The organism is Acinetobacter sp. Ac_5812 (assembly GCF_013072695.1).
GTDB lineage: Bacteria > Pseudomonadota > Gammaproteobacteria > Pseudomonadales > Moraxellaceae > Acinetobacter.
On record NZ_LXUK01000022.1, the window covers coordinates 278,379 to 294,946 of the forward strand.

Sequence of the window (16,568 nt, forward strand, 5' to 3'; positions counted from 1 at the left end):
GTTATGAATTCTGAAAATTTTAATGATGAATATTGGATGCAGCTTGCCTTTGAGCAGGCTGCATTTGCAGCAGCGCAGGGTGAAATACCCGTCGGAGCAATTCTGGTCAGCAATGGGCAGGTAATCGGTGCTGGATATAATGCGCCAATTAAATTGTCGGATCCAACAGCACATGCTGAAATACAAGCTTTACGTGCTGCTTGTCAGTCTTTAAATAACTATCGCTTGCCCGACGATACAACACTCTATGTGACGCTTGAACCTTGTACCATGTGTGTGGGTGCATTAATTCATGCACGGATACAGCGTGTGGTTTTTGCCACCACTGAACCTAAAGCGGGTTCATTGGTGAGTGCTAGACAATTGCTTGATAGTGGCTATTACAATCATAAATTTGTCTTTGAACAAGGCTGCTTACAAGCACAATGCTCATTGCAATTGAGTAATTTTTTTAAACAAAGAAGAAATGAAAAGAAGAAAATCCGTTCGTCAAAAACGTCCTTAAATGATTAAAAATGTCTTATGAGTTGTGGCAAACTAAGCCTCCGATGATTTTGGGTTACATCAAAAGGCGAACTTATGCGTAATGCAATCACCATAGAAAAAGAATTTAATGCACCGATTTCCGAAGTTTTTGAACTGTTGTCAAAACATGCCACTTACAACAAAGCGTTTGCACCTTTACAAGTTGTTCGCGTAAAGGATTCTGCTGATCCAAAACGTCCTGATGGAGTAGGTTCGATTCGCCGTATGGGCTTTGGAGCGATTAAACCTTTACAAGAAGAAATCACTTTGTTGGAAGAAAATAAGCGTATTGAGTATAAGTTGATTAATAATCCTTTGGTCAAGCATCACCTGGGGCAAATTGATTTTAAAGAAATTACACCTTTTATCACTTTAGTCACTTATAAGATTGAATTTACAGCAAAAGCACCTTTAGTCAGTAAATTAGTTCTTGCACAACTCAAAGCAGCGATTACACTAGGGTTCTCAAAATTAGCCAAATCAGTTGCTTCATAAGAGATGGGAATGACAGTTCATATTATTACGATAGATGGTCCAAGCGGTTCAGGCAAAGGCACATTGGCTGCTAAAATTGCAGCACATTATCATTTTAATTTATTAGATTCTGGTGCTTTATATCGTTTACTCGGACTGTCATTGTTTCAGCGAGGTTTGCTGGATGAAATTGATGCGAACTTAGATCAATGTGTTGAGTATGCGACGCATTTGGATATCGAATTTAAATCGACTGAAGCAGCGACACTTGTTTTTTTGGAGGGTGTAGATGTCACTAACACTATTCGAACGGAGCAAGTAGGCGAGTATGCCTCTAAAGTTGCAACTATACCTGAATTAAGAAAGGCATTATTCTCGCGCCAACGTGCATTTATTCAAGCACCAGGATTGGTTGCAGATGGTCGTGACATGGCAACTTCGATTTTCCCGGAAGCCCAAGCGAAAATTTATTTAACTGCTTCGGCTGAGTCTCGAGCGGAGCGACGCGTAAAACAGTTGCAGGGCATGGGGCTTGATGCTAAAATAAGCGACATTTTATCTAACATACAAGCTAGAGATAAGCGAGATATGGAGCGTACAGTTGCTCCACTCAAGCCCGCTGATGATGCGTATATCATTGATAGTTCTACAATAGGCATCGATGAAGTATTTCAGTTAATGGTTGACTATATCAATAGCTGTATAAAATAGATACACAATTTTTTTATCAGTTGAAGCATTGCTTGATCAGATTTTTTGGACAATGTAACAACTTAACTAAACCGGCCTTGTCTGATCCAAGACCGCGGACTTTATCAGGTATATCATGACCGAATCTTTTGCAGCCCTCTTTGAAGAAAGTGAATTAAACCTCAACGTTGAAAAGGGTGCAGTCATCCAAGGTACTGTTGTTAGTATCGATTCTGACTGGGTTACTGTTGACACTGGCCTTAAATCTGAAGGCGTTGTTGACCGTGCTGAATTTTTAAATGAACAACGTGAACTTGAAGTTCAAGTTGGCGATACTGTTGACGTAGTTGTTGAAGCGCTTGACAACGGTATGGGTCAAACAGTTTTATCACGTGAAAAAGCGAAGCGTGCTGAAACTTGGACTAAACTTGAGAAAATCTTTGAAGACGGCGAAATCGTTACTGGTGTTATCTCTGGTAAGGTTAAAGGCGGTTTCACTGTTGACATCGGTCCTGTACGTGCATTCTTACCAGGTTCTTTAGTTGACACTCGTCCTATCCGTGACACGACTCACCTTGAAGGTAAAGAGTTAGAGTTTAAAGTAATCAAACTTGATGCTAAACGTAACAACGTTGTTGTATCTCGTCGTGCAGTTATGGAAGCTGAATCTTCAGCTGACCGTGAAGCATTACTTGCTCAACTTGAAGAAGGTCAAACAGTTACAGGTACAATCAAGAACCTTACTGATTACGGCGCGTTCGTTGATCTTGGCGGTATTGATGGTCTTCTACATATCACAGATATGGCTTGGAAGCGTATCAAGCACCCTTCAGAAGTTGTTGAAGTTGGTCAAGAAGTTACTGTTAAAGTACTTAAGTTTGACCGCGAGCGTAACCGCGTATCTTTAGGTCTTAAGCAATTAGGTGAAGATCCATGGTTAGCGATCATGAGCCGTTACCCTAAAGGTTCTATCGTTAAAGCACGTGTAACTAACTTAACTGACTACGGTTGCTTCGCTGAAATCGCTGAAGGCGTTGAAGGCTTAGTACACGTTTCAGAAATGGACCACACAAACAAAAACATCCACCCATCTAAAGTTGTTCAGATCGGTGACGAAGTTGATGTTATGGTTCTTGAAGTTGACGAAGAACGTCGTCGTATTTCATTGGGTATCAAACAAACTCGTGCTAATCCATGGGAAGAGTTTGCTAAAGCAAATGAAAAAGGCGAAAAAGTTTCTGGTACGATCAAGTCAATCACTGACTTCGGTATCTTCATCGGTTTATCTGGTGGTATCGACGGTTTAGTACATTTATCTGACATTTCTTGGAACGAACAAGGCGAAGAAGCTATCCGTCGTTACAAGAAAGGTGACACAGTTGAAGCAGTTATCTTATCTGTAGACGCTGAAGGTAACCGTATCAGCCTTGGTATCAAGCAATTAAACAGCGATCCATTCAATGATTTCTTAGCTGCGAACGAGCGCGGTGCTTTAGTTAAAGGTACTGTAACTGCTGTTGATGCTAAAGGTGCTACAGTTAAATTAGCTGATGACATCGAAGCAACGCTTAAAGCTTCTGAAATCAACCGTGACCGCGTTGAAGATGCAACTAAATTCTTAGAAGTTGGCCAAGAAGTTGAAGCGAAGATCATCAACGTTGATCGCAAATCTCGCTCTATCAACTTGTCTATCAAAGCGAAAGACGAAGCTGAAGAGAAAGAAGCTGTGAACAATGCTCGCCAAGCTGCTGCGACTCAAACTGCAGAAAGCAATGGTCCTAAGACTATTGGTGACTTAATTAAAGCTCAAATGAAGTAATTTGTTAAAAAGTACGTTTCTTGTAACTGAGACGTACTTTTTTATACAAAAATACTGCAAACGGTAGCGTAGTAATCATGTACTGCGCTACCGTTTTGTATTTAAACAGGTTATTATTAAAAACATTGAAAAGTAGCAATAATTAAAGAGGTCATCAATGACTACTGAAGCACTTAATAAATCTGATTTAATTGAACGGATTGCACTTAAAAACCCACACTTGGCTGAACCTTTGGTAGAAGATGCAGTTAAGATTATGATTGATCAAATGATTGAAGCGCTTTCAAGCGGCGATCGTATTGAAATCCGTGGTTTTGGTAGTTTTGCATTGCATCACCGTGAGCCACGTTTAGGTCGTAATCCTAAAACAGGTCGATCTGTAGATGTTGCAGCGAAAGCGGTCCCACACTTTAAACCTGGTAAAGCACTTCGTGATGCAGTAAACGAATCTGCTGAATAAGAATTGAGGTGTTTATGCGTTATGTATTAATTGCATTACTCGTTGCCATTTTTGGTTATTCACTCGCTTTGGTTCTTCAGAACCCAGCTGAGCTACAAGTGGATTTATTATTTACTCAAGTTCCAGCCATGCGTTTAGGTCTTCTCCTTTTATTGACGCTTGCATTGGGTATTGTGGTGGGTTTATTACTGGGCGTTCAAGTTTTCCGAGTCTTCCAGACCAGTTGGGAAATTAAGCGGCTTCGTAAAGATATCGACTATCTTCGAAAAGAGCAGATCCAACTTGCACAACAAGCTGCCGCAGAAGCTGCTGCAAGTGTAAGACATGAAAAAACAGTGTTGGATATTAATCCTGAAAGTCAAACGCGTACGCCACTGTAATTAAAAATATTTTGAGGGTTATAAAGTCTGAAGATTTTATAACTCAATTAAATGGCCCTTTATTGGATTTAAAGGGCCATTTTTTATGGAAAGCCTAAATATCTTAAAGTGGCAGTAATGAGCATGGCCACGAGAATAACAACAATGAGAGAGTATTTTTTCCACGCAAAAATGATTGCAACGAAAACGCCTATGATTTTACTGATGCCACTAAAATGGGTTTCAGTAAAAAGTGTGTTGAATACGGCCAAGCTAAACAGTAGTACACAAGCAGAGTCTGCAAGTAGTTGTTTATGATGTTCTTTGAATGTCATGCGATTGGCTAGATAAAAACCTGAGTAGCGAATTAAATAGGTACCAAGCGTAAGCACAACAATTCCAATAAAGATATAACTTTCACTATATTTCATTTTGACTTGCCTTTTAACAGTAGACCTAACATGGAAACGAGCACTGGTAAGCCTGTTGGCAGTAAGGGAATTGATGCTAGGGATAATGTGCTACCTAAAAATACACGGTGTCGCGTGGTTTTATTCTTTAGCATAGGCAAGATTAATGCGAAAAGAATGGCAGGAAATGCAGCATCTATACCAAATACATAAATATCAGGAATATTTTTACTGAGTATATAGCCAATAAAAACACCAATTGGCCAGAGAATAGCAATCCCTAATCCGCACATCCAATAGGCTTTTTGCTTGGCTTGATCTTCTTGTTGGCTTAGTCCAAACATGACGCTTTCATCATTCATGATATGGCAGGCAATAAACCGATACGCATTTTTCTCAATAAATGTTGCAACCGATAAACCAAATGGTAGATGGCGTAGGTTGATTAATATACCGGTCAATGCAGCAAAAATAGGATTCGTACCAGTTGCAATCATACCAATGAATGTAAATTCTGCAGCGCCTGCGAGTACTGTGAGTGATAACAGCAAAGGAATCCATATCGGTACATTGAAGCTTGCGGCAACTGAACCCAAGGAAATACCCACAATTCCTGTTGCAATTGAAATCAGTACGATGGCTTTGATCAGATTAAATCGTTCTTTATCTTGCATCTTTGTTTTCTATATCAAACGAACGTACGATATAATAGATTAATTTTATATCGTTCGTCAAAACGAACATTCGTTTTTTATGGTGTTATATGACTTTGCCAATTGAAATTGTCGCGAAAGGCTTGCAAAGAGAAAGACAGAAGTCTGGATTATCTTTAGCCGAAGTTGCCCGCCGAGCTGGGATTGCGAAATCGACGCTGTCTCAATTGGAAGCAGCTCAAGGTAATCCAAGTCTGGAAACTTTATGGGCCTTATGCGTTGCTTTAGATATTCCATTTGCGAAATTAATGGAATCGAATATCACGCAAACACAAGTGATTCGTTTTGGTGATGGCCCATCGGTAAGTTCTGAAATCGCTCACTATCAAGCAATCTTGTTAGCCAATTGCCCAACAGGTGCTAGACGGGATGTATATATATTAACAACACAACCCGGTGAGCCGCGTTGTAGTCAGCCGCATCCGATTGGCAGTGTTGAACATATCATTATTATGAAAGGGCGAGCAAAAGTAGGTTTGATTGCAGAGCCTATTGTGTTGAATGAAGGGGATTATATTTGTTATCCCGCCGATCAAGCACATATCTTCGAAGCTTTGGAAGTAGATACCAGAGCGATCTTGATATCGGAGCAAAGATAAAGATCATTTCATCATTTTGGAAAAGCTTTTTTGTATTATGATGACTTTCTTGCTTTGTTCATTCTACTAATCACTTTATAATTAGCCGATTTTTATGTGATGGAACTAGATTCGTGAGTATTATTGTTGCCCTAGACGCAAAAAGCCAATATGACGCCTTAACAATTGTAGATCAGCTTGATCCGTCACTTTGTCGTGTCAAAGTAGGCAAAGAGCTTTTTACTCATGAAGGTCCATCAATCGTAAAAAATTTACAAGACAAAGGTTTTGAAGTTTTTCTTGATTTAAAATTTCACGATATTCCCAACACGACTGCTCAAGCGGTGTGTGCTGCTGCAGACCTAGGGGTATGGATGGTGAATGTGCATGCATCGGGTGGTCGTAAGATGATGGAAACCTGTGTAGAGCGCCTTAAAGCAGGTAATTATTCAACTCAATTGATTGCAGTAACAGTTTTGACCTCAATGGGTCGTGAAGACTTACGTGATCTAGGTTTGGATATAGAGCCTGTTGAACATGTAAAGCGTTTAGCAAAACTGACTCAAGACAGCGGATTAGATGGTGTCGTATGTTCAGCACAAGAAGCCAAAATCCTTCGTGAAATGTTAGGGCAAGCGTTTGCATTGGTAACACCGGGGATTCGCCCCGAAGGTTCAAATGCCGATGACCAAAAGCGTATTGTGACCCCTAAGCAAGCCATGCTGGATGGATCAACGCATTTAGTCATCGGTCGCCCAATTACCAAGGCTGAGAATCCAACTGAGATGTTGAAATCAATCTTGGCTTCAATCTGATACAGTACAATTTTAAAACTTCATACTGAGAAATAAGCTAATTAAGAGTGGTGCGAGAAGTGATAGGATCAATCCACTCATCATGGCGTGTGGGACATAATGTGTGCCACATGATTGTTTGACCATTGCAAGAGTCACATCCATTGAGGTTGCACCGGCACTTGAAATAGCCGAGCGTGGAAAACGCCAACCCAAACAATACATTAATAAAATGGCAAAAATCTCTCTAAATAAATCCGTTAATAAAGCGATGCCACCAAGTTTAGCTGAGTGTAGCTCAGTGAATAAAATCCCTGACATCGAATACCAGCCATAGCCTTGCGCTAAGGCCATTACTTCATTAAGACCATAATCATTGGATAAAATAAAATAATTAAAGATAGCAGCCAAGCAGGAGCCGACAAAAGCCGCGATGGGTACAAGTAGAATTCTCCAACTCAACCAGCTACGATCAAATTGGGTGAAGGCCAGTTCGATTCCGATCAAAAAAATAAAGATCAGTAATAAATACCAACTATTAAAGCTGATCGCTAAACCTGCGCTATTGACCACGACGCCCAATAGAATACCAACCCCCAAAGCTAAAAATGCTTTGGCAATATTTTTGAGCGCGTTGAGAAACAGGTGCAGGGAAATCTTTCCTTGTACACTTTGGCGATCAATCAGTTTGTAGGTGATCAAGCAAATAAAAAAAGAACCAATTGAGGTGGTAAATGCAATCAGTAATGCTGGTGGTAGAATAGCAGTAGGATTTTGAACGTGATTTAAGGCTTGAGTCAGTTCAAATGCTACGCTAATCAGTAAAATATAAGAAAAATAGGGCAGTATTTTAAATACGAATTGTTTGATTGTTTGTGATAAATGTGGCCCGACAAAATAGCCTAAGCTAATACAAACAAAAATCTGGAAGATTAAAACAAGAGAAGTCATACAATCAGAGCGTTTATAGTGCTGATTTATTATGCAGGGAAATCTGATACTTGGATAGATTTATATATCACTTGATATAGAATGTTTTGCAATAAAAGTGCATTTAACCACATCAGATATACCTAATGTGGTTAATTAACTTCATTGTTGTCATGCAGCTATGAATATCCTGTTGGCTGAAATATACTTTTAGCAGTAAAAGAGGTGGATGATTTGTGACAGCAGCTAAGATTCAAAAAGTAGCATTAGAACGGTTTGCAAAACAGGGTTTTGCAGCAACATCCTTAAATGAAATTGCGACTGATGTTGGAATTAAAAAGCCTTCAATTTATGCACATTTTAAAAATAAAGATGAACTGTATCTGAGCTTGATCCCGATTATGATTGATGAAGAATTGGGACATGCTAAAACCGTTCTGCAAGGTGGTGCTGGAATTCAGCAGCAATTACATACTTATTTTATGAGTATTGAGCAGCGCTTTAATGCTTCTTATGGGGTTCAGTTTTGGATGAATGCATTAATTAGTCCGCCTGTGCACTTATATGATCAGGTAATTGAACCGATGCATGTTTTTATGGCGGAACTGGAAAATGTATTTTCACAAGCCATCCAGCACTCAATTTTAATAGACAATAAGCATCAACTGGATAGCTTAGCGCTGGCTCGTGTATGTATGAGCTTTGTCGACGCCTTACAAAGTGAGCTGATCTATGGCGGAAGAGAGAAGTTTCATCTTAGATTGGATGCGATCTTGAAAGCATTAAATATTCTGATCAGTACCTAAGTTCTGGCACTGATCAGGTGTGGAATTTCTTTATTCTGTTTCTACTACAGCAAATGATTCACGCTGTTCTAGTGCAGCATAAAGACATAAGCCAAGTGCGATAGCACCGCAAATAAACAAACTGCTTGGAAGTAGGCTAATATTGATTTCTATTAAGCTTACAATAAATCCGATCAGTGCCGCGAAAGCATACTGCAGTAAGCCCATTAATGAGGATGCTGCACCCGTTAAATGCTGTGGGCTTTGCTGCATGGTCAGTGCAGTTAAATTACCGAAAATGAATCCAGTTGACCAAATGCTTAATCCTAACAGCGCAATGTATTGCCATAAATTTAAGTCATAAAAATATAGACATAGCATTAAAACAAAGCTTGAACCACTGAATAAGCACATACCGATGACCAGTAATTGTTGGGCCGACCAACGTTTGAGTAACAGAATTGAGATTTGTCCCAGAATAATTAAACCAATGGCATTCGCTGCAAACAAGGTACTAAAACTTTCGTTATGGATATGATAATGCTGAATAAAAATAAACGGTGATTGGCTGAGGTATACAAAGAAAGCACCTAAGATAAATCCACCAGCAAGCGTATAACTGATAAAGCTTTTATTCAAACAAAGTGCTCGATAGCTATTTTTGATCGCTGTGAATTGCAATGCTTGTCGATATTGAGGTTTCAATGTCTCTGGAATGGCTTGATTTCCCCATAGCCACAGGATGGAACCAAGCACCGCCAATGTATAGAAAATTAAATGCCAAGAGCCGATACGTAGGATCAAGCTACCCAATAAGGGAGCAAGAATCGGTACAATCATCATGACTTGCATCAAAATAGAAAAATTCTTGGCACTGGTTTTAGCATCGCATACATCAGAAATAATTGCTCTTGGAACCACAAGTCCTGCTGAAGCACCTATTGCTTGTAAGAAACGTGCGGCCAGTAACCACTCAATCGTTGGTGCAAGGGCTGCCAGTATTGATCCTAAAATAAAAACAGCGATTCCGATCAGTAATGGATTACGGCGGCCAAAGCGATCAAGCAATGGCCCATAGATACCCTGACCAAGAGCGAGTCCAATCAGAAATACCGAGAGTGTGAGTTGTATATGACCTGGTGTTGTCGCAAAACTTTCTGCAAGCAGTGGAAATGCTGGCAAATAAATATCAATCGCCAATGCATCCAAGGCGGTAAAAAGGGAAAGCAACAGTAACAGAGACCAACTGATCTTTGAGATGGGGGGAGCAGCATTCATGTTTTGTGTACTCTTTCGAGGGAAACAATATTTATTTTAACTACCTAACGGTAGGTAGTTAAAATATTAACATGATTATTTATGTTTTGCATAGAAAAGAACAGGGGGATTTAAATCAGGTCCCTAAAGCGTTGAAATAAAAAAACACCTTTGAGCTTTCAAAGGTGTTTTTTTTATTTGGATGAATTCAGCTATTTCTGCTTAAGCTGCATGGTTTTTTGAATTAAGCGCTGTGTTGATAAAATTATAATCAGCAACATTCACTTTACGTGTCTCTAGCCAATACCTCCATGTATATGTTGGCCATAAAGAAAAGTTCTTACCATCTGCTGCTTGATACCAACTGCTACAGCCACCTGCTTGCCAAACTGTACCTTTGAGCTGATCTTGAACACGTTGATTGAACTGGTCTTGAACTTCGTGCTTGATCTCAACCGCTTGTGTACATGTTTTATCAACAGTTTGGATCAATTGTAAAATATAGTTGACCTGAGACTCGATCATGAAAATCACAGAGTTATGGCCAAGAATCGTATTTGGTCCAAGTAACTGGAACAAATTCGGGAAGTTCTTGGTGCTCACACCATAATAGCTTTCCGCACCATCTTTCCACGCTTGCTTAAGTTCTATGCCATTACGGCCAACGCAATTGAAATGCTTTAAGTAAATGCGTGGATCAGTAATAAAACCAGTACCATAAATCAGGCAATCAATTTGACGTACTTTACCATCTTTGGTGATGATACCGTTCGCTGTAATTTCCTGAATAGCATCTGTCACTAATTCAACATTTTTACGGTTGAAGGTTGGGAAGTATTTATTGGAAATTAAAATACGTTTACAGCCCATGACAAAATCTGGCGTCAGTTTTTTTGCGAGTTCTTTGTCTTTCACTTGATAGCGGATAAAAGCTTCAGCAAGTTTTTGACCGTATTTCATAATCTGTGGTTGCACGATGGGCACAACACGCGATTCATTGGTCCAGTACAAACGGGTACGGTGAATCTGACGATAGATATTTGATGCTTTAAATAAGCTTTTACTTAGCTGAGAATATTTACGCTCATCACGTGGAATGACCCAAGCAGCGGTGCGCTGGAACACATAAAGCTGTTTTACTTCTGCTGCAATTTCAGGAATATATTGAATCGCGCTACCACCAGTACCGATTGAAACAACGGCTTTGCCGCTTAGATCGTAATTGTGATCCCATTGAGAAGAATGGAACACTTTACCTTTAAATTTCTCAATGCCTTTGATATGGGGGATTTGTGGCACATGTAGAGGGCCAGACGCAAAGATGACAAATTGAGCCTCAAGCGTTGTCTGGTCTTTAAAATCTAGCGTCCATACATTGCGGTTTTCGTCAAATTCGGCTTTGGTCACTTCGTGATTGAATTTGCAATAATCTCGAAGTTGGTATTGCTCGGTAATATTTTGAATATAATCAAAAATTTCATCTGCTTCAGCATAGCGTTTTGACCAGTCTGTTTTAGGTGCAAATGAAAGGGAATACATATGTGATTGAACGTCACACGCTGCGCCAGGATATTGGTTTTCTCGCCATGTACCGCCAACATCGTTGGTTTTTTCTAAAATTACAAAATCATTGATTTGACTTTGTAATAGTCGAATAGCCATTGCTAAGCCACCAAAGCCCGCACCAATAATTGCAACTTTTGTTTTTTGAATCGCATTTTTGGTTACATCACGCATAGTCTACGTCCTACACAGCTAAATTTTGTGCAAGTTTAACGGTTTTGACGAGATTAAATATGATTGTATAGACGTAAAACTTGATCATTTCGGCAATTCATTTGCACAACGTTTTATAGTAAAACATTAAAGTTTTGAGAACTGCATTCGGACTTATGAAGAGATCTATCCTCGGATTGATGTATTTGATTCAGGGCATGCGTCATGTCGGGATTGACGTGGATGCACGTTTAGCCAATATGGGAATACAGGCCGATGCTTTAGATCCTAGTTCAATTATTCCAGATGAGATTGAATGGGATATTTTGCAGCATATTAGTCAGGATATCTCACCTGAACAAGGTCTATTTATCGGACAGCATTATGCATTAGCGGGGTATGGACCCTTCCTGATGCTATTGGTTACTAGTGATACCCTGCATAAGGCGCTATTAAATGGGGTTCAGTATCAGCAATTGACTCATCTTTTTGGTTCTTTACAGTTAAAGATTGAAGATGACTTGATCCATTTGCTATATCGACCGATTGATTTAAGTATGCATTTAGGTCAATTGAGAGCGCAATGTGAAATCTCGGGTACTTATAAGTTTTTACAGGATATCTTTAAGATGATGGGACTTGAGGTCCCTCAAATTCAAATTGAACTGCCATTTCATCGACCCAAAGACTTAACACTGCTTGCAGCATATCAAGATTATTATGGGCAAGATGTCAAATTTGGATGTGCACAAGCTGCTTTTATTTTAGAAAATACACAAATTTTAAACACAAAAATTCCATCTGCCGATATTTTGACGTATCGCATTTATGAAGAAAAATGCCTACAGGATATTCAACATTTAGAAAAAACTGCCAGTCTCAAACTGACTGTGGTTGAGTATGTTGAGGATTATCTGGAAATGCAAAATGGGGTGATTCCAAGTATGGCGGAAACAGCGTGTGCATTGGATATTCCTGAGCGTACTTTGCGGCATCAATTGCAGCAAATGCAGACCAGCTATAAAGAAATTCGGGAAAGATTAATCAAACAGAAGGCAATAAAGTTTATTGAAAATAGTTCCTATTCAATCGAACAGGTGGCCGAAATGTTAGGTTATTCTGAGCCTGCTGCTTTTAATCATGCCTTTAAAAGATGGTTTGGACTGAGTCCTCGTCAATATAATCGAAATCATTAAATGATTAAAAATGGTACATTATGATGTTTAAACTCTATGATAATTAAGCCTAAAATCTAATGTCATTGAACGGAATGTTCGATATAATTTTCACCAATTAAAATTGCAATAACACCTTATGTCAAATTCTAAACCAGACTCACATAGCACTGCATTTATCCCAACATCACCTGCCGAGCGTTATGCTCAAGCAATTGAGTCAGGACAATTCATGCCAGATGAAGCACAAGCTCAGGCTGTGCAAGAGTTAGATCGAGTATGGAAAGAGTTACACACTCGCTATAAGGCTTCAAAGAAAGCATTTCGACGTTTCCGTCGTCAGACTTATCCGAAAGGCGTTTATATGTGGGGTGGTGTAGGTCGTGGAAAAACGTGGCTAATGGATCAGTTCTATGAATCTGTACCATTCCGCCGTAAAACACGTATGCATTTCCATCATTTTATGCAACATGTACATAAAGAGTTGAATAAACTTTCTGGCCAACGTAACCCTTTAGATTTGGTCGCTGATCAAATTTATAAGAATGCCGTTGTCATTTGTTTTGACGAATTTTTCGTATCGAATGTAACCGATGCCATGATCTTAAGTGATCTGTTCCAAAAGCTGTTTGAGCGTGGAATAACATTGGTTGCAACGTCAAACATTGCACCAGATGGTCTATACAAAAATGGAATTCATCGTGATCGTTTTATTCCGACGATTGAGTTGGTGAAAAAGAACTGTAGTGTTTTGAATGTTGACGCTGGGGTGGATTATCGTTTGCGCGTATTGAAGCAGGCGCAATTGTTCAAATACCCATTAACAGATGACGCTCAAGCATGGTTATCTGGCCGTTTTAAAGCTTTGACACAAACCCAGACACAGTCAAATTCACCGATCATGATTAATAATCGAGTGGTTGAAACATTAGGGCATACGGAAGACGTATTGTGGTGTGAGTTTTCTGAGTTGTGCTTCAAACCACGAAGCCCGGCTGACTTTATTGAAATCGCAAATATCTATAATACGGTTTTGGTCAGCAATGTTCCGCATTTGACCGATTTCCTGTCAGAAGGAACACGCCGCTTTATTTATTTGGTCGATGAGTTCTATGACCGCGGTGTGAAACTGATTCTTACCTCAGAAGATTCAATTATCGATCTTTATGAAGGTGAGAAATTGGCATTTGAGATTGAACGGACGCGTTCACGTTTATTAGAAATGCAATCGGATGATTATTTACATTCGGAGCATCGACAAATTCAGGTCGCACAGACTTCATAAATGAAAAGGCATTCTTCGGAATGCCTTTTTTTATAAACTTACATGGATAAGGCTTTATTCTTGGTCAAATTTTGCTATAACTAGATGAGTTTGAAAAAGGGAGTGTGTCGCATAACTATAGTAAAAACTCATTATTTGATATTTTGATAAGTATAAAAAATTGTGTTTGTCAATACTTCTAATGGGGAAAATGCTTACTATTTAGGAATGTGATATTACTATTCAGGCTAGTATAAATCAGTATACTAGAATTCTTGTTATAAAAAGTTAGCACCATCAGGAAAGACAATGACTGCACGTATTCAAAAAGGCAAGCTAGCGATTGCTAAAGAACTTTACGATTTCATCGAAAATGAAGCTTTACCAGGCACTGGTTTAGATAGTGAAACTTACTGGAAAAACTTCGAGCAAGTCGTTGTAGACCTTAGCCCAAAGAACAAAGCATTATTGGCTAAGCGTGATGATCTTCAAGCAAAGATTGATGAATGGCATCGCAACAATAAATTTGAATTAAATGCTTACAAGGCATTCTTAACTGAAATTGGTTACTTAGTGCCTGAAGTTGCTGACTTCGAGGTTACAACTGAAAATGTCGATGAAGAAATTGCTTTATTGGCAGGCCCACAATTGGTAGTACCTGTACGTAATGCACGTTATAGCTTGAATGCTGCGAATGCACGTTGGGGTTCTTTATATGACGCGCTGTATGGCACAGACGTTATTTCTGAAGAAGGCGGTGCAGAGAAAGGCAAAGGTTATAACCCAGTACGTGGCGATAAAGTTATTGCTTTCGCAAAAGATTTCTTAAACCAAACTTTCCCATTGGCTCAAGGTTCGCATGCAGATGCAACTCAATATGCAGTGGTGAATAATAGTTTAGCTGTAACGCTAAAAGATGGTTCAACAACTTCTTTGGCACATGAATCACAATTTGTTGGTTTTAACGGTGAAGCTGCAAGTCCAACTGAGATCGTTTTATTAAATAATGGTTTGCATGTGATTATCGAAATCGATGCGAATAGCCCAGTAGGTAAGACCGATGCTGCTGGTGTGAAAGATTTAACACTCGAAGCTGCGGTTACAACCATTCAGGATTTGGAAGATTCTGTTGCTGCGGTTGATGCGGAAGAGAAGGTTGAAGGCTATCGTAACTGGTTAGGTCTCATGAAAGGTGACTTACAAGAGTCAATCGAGAAAAATGGTAAGACCATTACTCGTACTCTGAACAAAGACCGTACGGTTCAGAATCTCATTGGTGGCACGACTAAATTACATGGTCGTTCATTGATGTTGCTTCGTAACGTGGGTCACCTCATGACAAACCCAGCCATCCTTGTTGATGGTCAAGAAGTGTTTGAAGGCATCATGGATGCTCTAGTGACTCCATTACTGACAGTTGCGGATATTCGTGGTCAAAACGAAAACCAAAACTCTCGTAAAGGTTCAATGTATATCGTTAAGCCAAAAATGCATGGTCCAGAAGAGGTTGCATTTGCGGTTGAATTATTTGAGCGTGCTGAACAAGCAATTGGTTTGCCTGCAAAATCACTCAAAATCGGTATCATGGATGAAGAGCGCCGTACGTCTGTAAACTTGAAGAACTGTATTGCTGCTGCGAAAGATCGCACCATTTTCATCAATACAGGTTTTATGGATCGTACAGGTGATGAAATCCACACATCTATGGAAGCGGCACCAGTTGTTCGTAAAGAAGCAGTTAAAACACAAAAATGGATTGCTGCTTACGAAAACCGTAACGTGGCAATTGGTTTAGCATGTGGTTTACAAGGTAAAGCGCAAATTGGTAAAGGCATGTGGCCAAAACCAGACAGCATGAAAGACATGTTGGCGACGAAGACTGCACATCCAAATGCAGGTGCATCTTGTGCATGGGTTCCATCTCCAACGGGTGCGGTACTTCATGCGTTGCATTATCACCAAATCAATGTAAAAGCACGTCAAGATGAATTGGCTGCTGAAAACATGTTGTCATTAGATGATTTATTAACGCCACCGTTTGCACCAGAAACCAATTGGACTGCGGAAGAGTTAAACAACGAACTTGAAAATAACTGTCAAGGTATCTTGGGTTATGTGGTTCGTTGGGTTGACCTTGGTGTTGGTTGTTCTAAAGTGCCAGACATCAACAACGTTGGTTTGATGGAAGACCGTGCTACTTTACGTATTTCATCTCAACACGTTGCAAACTGGTTACGTCACGGTATCGTAACGCGTGCACAAGTTGAAGAAGTGCTTAAACGTATGGCTGTGATTGTTGATCAGCAAAATGCCAATGATCCGCTTTATACGCCAATGGCACCAAACTTTGATGGAATTGCATTCCAAGCCGCTTCTGACTTGATCTTCAAAGGTGCAGAGCAGCCATCAGGTTATACAGAACCATTGTTACATGCTGCGCGTTTAAAATTAAAAGGTTATACAGGTGATTAATTTCATCTGAATAAAAAAGCCTCTTCGGAGGCTTTTTTATTTTGTATGGAGCGTATGGACTTTAACTGTAAAATATAGGCTCAATTTATAGAACAGGATAAAACATCATCTTGATGAAATTTTTGTTATAATTCTCGTAGTTTGATC

At 39.5% G+C, this 16,568-nt stretch carries 17 protein-coding genes; 12 read left to right on the top strand and 5 right to left on the bottom strand.

The window, feature by feature from the left end:
- Positions 1 to 3: 3 nt before the first annotated feature.
- From tadA to A7P55_RS14735, 6 genes are all read left to right on the top strand, one after another.
- Entirely contained in the window at positions 4 to 513 is a 510-nt protein-coding gene (gene tadA / locus A7P55_RS14710) for a tRNA adenosine(34) deaminase TadA (RefSeq protein ID WP_171552662.1), read from the top strand.
- Between the two features lie 66 nt (positions 514 to 579).
- Positions 580 to 1,020, top strand: coding sequence for an SRPBCC family protein (locus tag A7P55_RS14715; protein WP_016163887.1), 441 nt, complete (start codon positions 580 to 582; stop codon positions 1,018 to 1,020).
- A 9-nt stretch (positions 1,021 to 1,029) separates the two neighbouring features.
- Positions 1,030 to 1,710 carry a (d)CMP kinase gene (cmk, locus tag A7P55_RS14720; RefSeq protein ID WP_171552663.1) on the top strand — a complete coding sequence of 227 codons (681 nt, stop codon included), beginning with the start codon at positions 1,030 to 1,032 and terminating at the stop codon, positions 1,708 to 1,710.
- A gap of 115 nt (positions 1,711 to 1,825) precedes the next feature.
- Complete coding sequence (gene rpsA / locus A7P55_RS14725; RefSeq protein WP_004806660.1) at positions 1,826 to 3,508, top strand: 30S ribosomal protein S1; 1,683 nt, start codon at positions 1,826 to 1,828, stop codon at positions 3,506 to 3,508.
- Between the two features lie 157 nt (positions 3,509 to 3,665).
- Entirely contained in the window at positions 3,666 to 3,968 is a 303-nt protein-coding gene (locus A7P55_RS14730) for an integration host factor subunit beta (protein ID WP_004806663.1), read from the top strand.
- Positions 3,969 to 3,982: 14 nt separating this feature from the next.
- Positions 3,983 to 4,348, top strand: coding sequence for a lipopolysaccharide assembly protein LapA domain-containing protein (locus A7P55_RS14735; RefSeq protein WP_016163885.1), 366 nt, complete (start codon positions 3,983 to 3,985; stop codon positions 4,346 to 4,348).
- 83 nt (positions 4,349 to 4,431) lie between these two features.
- On the opposite strand, the gene A7P55_RS14740 is transcribed toward A7P55_RS14735, so the two are convergent.
- Entirely contained in the window at positions 4,432 to 4,758 is a 327-nt protein-coding gene (locus A7P55_RS14740) for an AzlD domain-containing protein (protein ID WP_171552664.1), read from the bottom strand.
- Positions 4,755 to 5,411 (bottom strand): AzlC family ABC transporter permease, encoded by a 657-nt coding sequence (locus A7P55_RS14745; RefSeq protein WP_171552665.1) that lies wholly within the window; start codon positions 5,409 to 5,411, stop codon positions 4,755 to 4,757. Before A7P55_RS14745 ends, A7P55_RS14740 begins: the two co-directional genes overlap by 4 nt.
- An 89-nt stretch (positions 5,412 to 5,500) precedes the next feature.
- Between A7P55_RS14745 and A7P55_RS14750 the strand changes: the two genes are divergently transcribed.
- Positions 5,501 to 6,049, top strand: coding sequence for an XRE family transcriptional regulator (locus tag A7P55_RS14750; RefSeq protein ID WP_171552666.1), 549 nt, complete (start codon positions 5,501 to 5,503; stop codon positions 6,047 to 6,049).
- Between the two features lie 113 nt (positions 6,050 to 6,162).
- Positions 6,163 to 6,843, top strand: coding sequence for an orotidine-5'-phosphate decarboxylase (gene pyrF / locus A7P55_RS14755; protein ID WP_171552667.1), 681 nt, complete (start codon positions 6,163 to 6,165; stop codon positions 6,841 to 6,843).
- 12 nt (positions 6,844 to 6,855) lie between these two features.
- Here the strand turns inward: pyrF and A7P55_RS14760 are convergent, their stop codons facing one another.
- Positions 6,856 to 7,773 (bottom strand): lysine exporter LysO family protein, encoded by a 918-nt coding sequence (locus tag A7P55_RS14760; protein ID WP_171552668.1) that lies wholly within the window; start codon positions 7,771 to 7,773, stop codon positions 6,856 to 6,858.
- A 215-nt stretch (positions 7,774 to 7,988) separates the two neighbouring features.
- On the opposite strand from A7P55_RS14760, the gene A7P55_RS14765 reads away from it, so the two are divergent.
- Positions 7,989 to 8,558: a TetR family transcriptional regulator gene (locus A7P55_RS14765; RefSeq protein ID WP_171552669.1), complete on the top strand. Its 570-nt coding sequence runs from the start codon at positions 7,989 to 7,991 to the stop codon at positions 8,556 to 8,558.
- Positions 8,559 to 8,588: 30 nt separating this feature from the next.
- Here the strand turns inward: A7P55_RS14765 and A7P55_RS14770 are convergent, their stop codons facing one another.
- A complete protein-coding gene (locus A7P55_RS14770) occupies positions 8,589 to 9,815 on the bottom strand; it encodes a multidrug effflux MFS transporter (protein ID WP_171552670.1) in 1,227 nt (408 codons plus the stop codon).
- A gap of 201 nt (positions 9,816 to 10,016) precedes the next feature.
- Complete coding sequence (locus A7P55_RS14775) at positions 10,017 to 11,531, bottom strand: NAD(P)/FAD-dependent oxidoreductase (protein WP_171552671.1); 1,515 nt, start codon at positions 11,529 to 11,531, stop codon at positions 10,017 to 10,019.
- A 155-nt stretch (positions 11,532 to 11,686) separates the two neighbouring features.
- Between A7P55_RS14775 and A7P55_RS14780 the strand changes: the two genes are divergently transcribed.
- The 3 genes from A7P55_RS14780 to A7P55_RS14790 all read left to right on the top strand — a co-directional run bounded on the left by A7P55_RS14780 (position 11,687) and on the right by A7P55_RS14790 (position 16,421).
- Positions 11,687 to 12,706 carry an AraC family transcriptional regulator gene (locus A7P55_RS14780; protein WP_159883470.1) on the top strand — a complete coding sequence of 340 codons (1,020 nt, stop codon included), beginning with the start codon at positions 11,687 to 11,689 and terminating at the stop codon, positions 12,704 to 12,706.
- Positions 12,707 to 12,824: 118 nt separating this feature from the next.
- Entirely contained in the window at positions 12,825 to 13,970 is a 1,146-nt protein-coding gene (zapE, locus tag A7P55_RS14785; protein ID WP_005153415.1) for a cell division protein ZapE, read from the top strand.
- Positions 13,971 to 14,258: 288 nt separating this feature from the next.
- Positions 14,259 to 16,421, top strand: coding sequence for a malate synthase G (locus tag A7P55_RS14790; protein ID WP_171552672.1), 2,163 nt, complete (start codon positions 14,259 to 14,261; stop codon positions 16,419 to 16,421).
- The last annotated feature ends 147 nt before the right edge of the window (positions 16,422 to 16,568 follow it).

Excerpts from the sequence above, each read along its gene's own strand:
- tadA (WP_171552662.1), top strand. The coding sequence starts at position 4 with ATGAATTCTGAAAATTTTAATGATGAATATTGGATGCAGCTTGCCTTT.
- A7P55_RS14715 (WP_016163887.1), top strand. The coding sequence starts at position 580 with ATGCGTAATGCAATCACCATAGAAAAAGAATTTAATGCACCGATTTCC.
- cmk (WP_171552663.1), top strand. The coding sequence starts at position 1,030 with ATGACAGTTCATATTATTACGATAGATGGTCCAAGCGGTTCAGGCAAA.
- rpsA (WP_004806660.1), top strand. The coding sequence starts at position 1,826 with ATGACCGAATCTTTTGCAGCCCTCTTTGAAGAAAGTGAATTAAACCTC.
- A7P55_RS14730 (WP_004806663.1), top strand. The coding sequence starts at position 3,666 with ATGACTACTGAAGCACTTAATAAATCTGATTTAATTGAACGGATTGCA.
- A7P55_RS14735 (WP_016163885.1), top strand. The coding sequence starts at position 3,983 with ATGCGTTATGTATTAATTGCATTACTCGTTGCCATTTTTGGTTATTCA.
- A7P55_RS14740 (WP_171552664.1), bottom strand. The coding sequence starts at position 4,758 with ATGAAATATAGTGAAAGTTATATCTTTATTGGAATTGTTGTGCTTACG.
- A7P55_RS14745 (WP_171552665.1), bottom strand. The coding sequence starts at position 5,411 with ATGCAAGATAAAGAACGATTTAATCTGATCAAAGCCATCGTACTGATT.
- A7P55_RS14750 (WP_171552666.1), top strand. The coding sequence starts at position 5,501 with ATGACTTTGCCAATTGAAATTGTCGCGAAAGGCTTGCAAAGAGAAAGA.
- A7P55_RS14760 (WP_171552668.1), bottom strand. The coding sequence starts at position 7,773 with ATGACTTCTCTTGTTTTAATCTTCCAGATTTTTGTTTGTATTAGCTTA.
- A7P55_RS14770 (WP_171552670.1), bottom strand. The coding sequence starts at position 9,815 with ATGAATGCTGCTCCCCCCATCTCAAAGATCAGTTGGTCTCTGTTACTG.
- A7P55_RS14775 (WP_171552671.1), bottom strand. The coding sequence starts at position 11,531 with ATGCGTGATGTAACCAAAAATGCGATTCAAAAAACAAAAGTTGCAATT.
- A7P55_RS14780 (WP_159883470.1), top strand. The coding sequence starts at position 11,687 with ATGAAGAGATCTATCCTCGGATTGATGTATTTGATTCAGGGCATGCGT.
- zapE (WP_005153415.1), top strand. The coding sequence starts at position 12,825 with ATGTCAAATTCTAAACCAGACTCACATAGCACTGCATTTATCCCAACA.
- A7P55_RS14790 (WP_171552672.1), top strand. The coding sequence starts at position 14,259 with ATGACTGCACGTATTCAAAAAGGCAAGCTAGCGATTGCTAAAGAACTT.